General features: G+C 67.5%; 3 protein-coding genes and 3 pseudogenes. All 6 read right to left on the bottom strand.

Going from position 1 to position 3559, the window contains the following annotated elements:
* Positions 1-113: 113 nt before the first annotated feature.
* Complete coding sequence (locus L976_RS23830; protein ID WP_435531872.1) at positions 114-404, bottom strand: hypothetical protein; 291 nt, start codon at positions 402-404, stop codon at positions 114-116.
* A 207-nt stretch (positions 405-611) separates the two neighbouring features.
* Positions 612-1028, bottom strand: a pseudogene (locus L976_RS23825) (DNA-primase RepB domain-containing protein); the annotation flags it as partial.
* A 5-nt stretch (positions 1029-1033) separates the two neighbouring features.
* Positions 1034-1534, bottom strand: coding sequence for an IncQ-type mobilization protein MobB (locus tag L976_RS23820; protein WP_008168805.1), 501 nt, complete (start codon positions 1532-1534; stop codon positions 1034-1036).
* Positions 1535-1862: 328 nt separating this feature from the next.
* Positions 1863-2264 (bottom strand): annotated as a pseudogene (locus L976_RS23815) (relaxase/mobilization nuclease domain-containing protein); the annotation flags it as partial.
* Positions 2265-2272: 8 nt separating this feature from the next.
* A complete protein-coding gene (locus L976_RS01220; RefSeq protein WP_008168810.1) occupies positions 2273-2659 on the bottom strand; it encodes a plasmid mobilization protein in 387 nt (128 codons plus the stop codon).
* Between the two features lie 145 nt (positions 2660-2804).
* Positions 2805-3559, bottom strand: a pseudogene (locus L976_RS01215) (hypothetical protein); the annotation flags it as partial.

The raw sequence follows: 3559 nt of genomic DNA, 5'->3' as shown, positions 1-3559 counted from the left end.
ATACTGTTCGTTCAATAGACGACTGCACAACAGCCTTCAAACCGCGTTGTCTGGTGCAGTCGTCTTCTGAAAATGACAACAGCCCCCACGCCCTGCTGGGCTGGGGGAAAGTCTCAACGGATCATGCCGGGGCCGTCCCGGTCGCGGCTGCGCTGTGCTTGCCGCTCTCGCTCCTGCTCCTGCTCCTGCCGGTGGGCCTGCACCTCTGGCGCTGCCCACGCATTGGCCGCCGTGCGCCGGGCGTAGTCCTCGACGTGGCCCGCCTTGCGGCTCTCAACGTGCGGGGAGCATTCCAGGATGCCCTTCTCGATGTCCTGCGCCGTGAAGCGCCCGGATTTCGCCATGTCCGTGGCAATCATCCAGTCCAGCCGGGAGAAGTCGGCTTCCTTGCCGTACCGCTGCATCAGGCGCTGCGCCTGCCGCTGGTACTCCTTCACCGGGTCGTATTGCGAGCCATAGCCGCCCGGCTTGGCCGTTTCCAGCGCCTCTAGGCGCTTTTCCCGCTCTTGCTGGGCCGCTGCCCTGTCTAGGTGCTGCTCGATGCGTTCTAGGTACGATGGCGCGGATCTGGCGGCCTTGCCGGGGCAGTCGTGGGCCAGTACGTAGGGCTGGCGACCGTCACGGGCGTGCTGCGGCTTCTGGTTGGTGAAGCCTGCCAGCCGCCCATAGTGGCGACTGTCGCCGCCGTACTGCTTCGCCAGCCCCTGCGCCGCGATGCGCCGCACGTCTGCGGATAACGGTTTATCCGACAGCTTGACCCACGCCTGATAGTTGCCGGGGCTGGTTTCGATGGTCGCAGCGGGGGCGAATCCTTCCGCCTTCATGCGCTCCAGAGCCTGCGGCTTGAGGTCATCGACCAGCACTAGGCCATGCTCGCCAGCCGGGCGGATATACACGTCGTTGCCTTTGGCGTTCATCCGCTTGAGCCACGCGGCGGACTGCTCCAGCTCGGCGCGGCTCCATTCCCGGTTCATCATCTGGCCGGTCTTAGCCTCCCGGATGCCCACCTCGAAGCGCGGCACGTCCAGCGCCGTCACCTGCCTCTGGATGGCTTCAAGGCTTCGATCACGGCGGGTTTCAGGTACTCCGCCACCGCTTGCGCGTCCAGCATGTTCTGCACCTTGGGCGGGGCCAGCCAAAGCCAAAAGCCGCTCACGAGCGCCGCCGTAACCAACCCCGTTACCACGGCTAGGCCGTAGTGCCTCCACTCCATCCGCTGCCCGGCTTGGTTCAGGCTCTCGGCGGCTTGGCTCGCTGCAGCTACCGCGTCCTTGTAGCCCTTCACCGACTCCGATAGCTGGCGCGTGAACGTCTCGCCCTGCTCCCGGCTCTTGCGGTCGATCTCGGCCAGCGTCTGCCGGGTCTCGTCGGCCAGCGCCGCCATTGCTTGGGCCAGCGGCTCCAGCGTCGCGGCCAAGTCCTCCGCGCTCTGGTGCTTGGCCTGCCTCACTGTCTCGATCTGGCTCGCCAAACGCTCTAGCCGCGTCTCGTTCGATGCTGCGGCGGACTGCCGCAAAGTCTCTGTCTTGCTCATAGCTGATGCCCCTTTTCTGGATGCCTGCGGCGGTGTAGCCCTTCCCTAAGTCGCTGCCCTTCATGGTCACGCCGTCCAGCCGGTACGACAGACCGGACAGCTTCGCGCCGTTGAGCTGGGCCACCGGCACCACCTCCACGCCTGCCGCCTCCAGTCGCTCCTGGTACTCGCTGAAGCTGCGGCAATCCCTGGCGCACGCGTCACAAATCTGCTGGAGCTGCTGCCGGGCGCTGGGCTGGCCGGTGCGGGCGTGCTGCTCGATCTCGCCCTTGGTCGGCGCTTTGCGCTCGGCCTCGATGCTCGGGGCCACCCGTTGCAGGCCGTAATCCCGTTCGATCTCTCGCATGATGGTTTCCTGCCGCTTGTAGTCCTGCCCGTCGCTGACCACCTCGCCGGCGTGGGTGATGCGGTTCGCCAAGATGTGGATGTGCTCGTGCTCGGTGTCGGTGTGCCGGGTGATGACGAACTGGTTGTCCTTGAAGCCCATCCCGCGCAAATAACGCTGCCCGACTTCCCGCCACTGCTCATCCGTAAGCTTTTCGCCGGGGGCGGCGGATAGCGAAACATGCATAACTGCCTTGCCCAAGTTCGGGCGAAGCTTGCGAATCTCGCCAAATTCTGCGGCGAGTTCTCGCGGGTTTTGCCCGGCCATGTTGCTATCAATGACGCGGCCCTTCTCTTTCGTGAGGTCGTATTCCAGCGCCCCACGGAAGCCGCGGCCCTTGACCATCTTGGCAATCATTCGCCGCCACCCGCGCCAATGAGGGCCAGCCGAAGCCGCCCGACTTCACCGGCCAGCCGCTGCAAAAGCGCGTCGGCAACGGTGACGGGGCGGCCTTCGTTCGCCAGCCGGGTTAGCTGGTTGAGGTTGGCCGCGAGTCTCGCCAGTTCGGCGTACTGCTCGCGGTTGATGGGCGGGACTGGTGGCGACGGTAGGCGTCGGGATAGCGCCGCTTCCCGCAGCCACTGTGCCGGGGTCATGCCCATCTGATCGGCCTTGGCCCGGAGTGCGGCGTATTCCTCCGCCGACACCCGGACGCCAATGGTCGAGGCGCGCACGGCGGAGGGGTCGCCCTTGGGGCGGCCTCCTCTGCCTTTGCGCGGTGGGGTTGTTTCTGCCGTCATGAACGAGCCTCCAACGAGTGAATGCGGCGGGCGGTGCCGACCGAAGGGAGCGCCGCCGGGGTGCAGGGGCGCAGCCCATGCCAAGCCGTTTGAGCGAAGCGAAAACATGGCTTGCTTCTAACCAACTACGCCACCGATAACCACATCATACGCCAGTCGATGCGGGGGGAAAAACGGCGGGGACAGGATCTGCCTTCCGCAGCGCCTCAAGCTGCCCGGCAAGTCGTGCGGCCTGCTCGCGGGCCTCTGCTGCCACCTTGCGAGCCTCGTCACGCTCGGCCTGCGCCTGCCGGGTTTCCTGCGCTGCTGCGGCGCGGGCGGTGTCGTGGGCCTGTGCAGCCTTGGCGGCCTGCTGCTCGATCTGCTCGGCGCGGGCCTCTGCGCGGCTCACACGGTCGGCGCACGCCTCCAGCTTGGCGGCCAGCACGGCGGCCTGTTGTTCGGCGGCGGTGCGGCCCTGCTGTGCCTCGGCCAATGCGGCGCGTAGGCGCACAAGCTCGGCGGCCTGCTCGCTCACGCGCTCGGCCTGCGCCTCGATCTTGTGCCGGGCGGTTGCCACCTCCAGCCGCGCAGACTCTGCCGCCTGCTGCTCGCGCTCGATGCGCTGCTGCGCCTCGGCCAAGTCGGCGGCCTGCTGGGCGGCTTTGCCTGCCAGCGTGTCGCGCTCAGTGGTCAGCACGGCCACCTGCTCGGCCAGCTCGTCGCGTTCGTCTTCCAGCACCTCGCCAGCGGCGGCCAGTTCGGCGGCCTCCGCCTGCGCCTGCACCAGACGGCCCTCGATCTCGCCGCGTGCCCGCGATGCGGCCCGCTCGATCTCGGCGGCAATGGCAGCGGTCAGCGCCTGCGGCAGTTCCGGCGCAGCGGCGGCGGCCACCGGGCGAGCCTCACGCCACGCGGCCA

This window comes from Shewanella sp. ZOR0012 (genome assembly GCF_000798835.1).
Taxonomy (GTDB): domain Bacteria; phylum Pseudomonadota; class Gammaproteobacteria; order Enterobacterales; family Shewanellaceae; genus Shewanella; species Shewanella xiamenensis.
The sequence above is the reverse complement of the archived record's forward strand: the minus strand, read 5'-3'. Positions and strand labels throughout refer to the sequence as shown.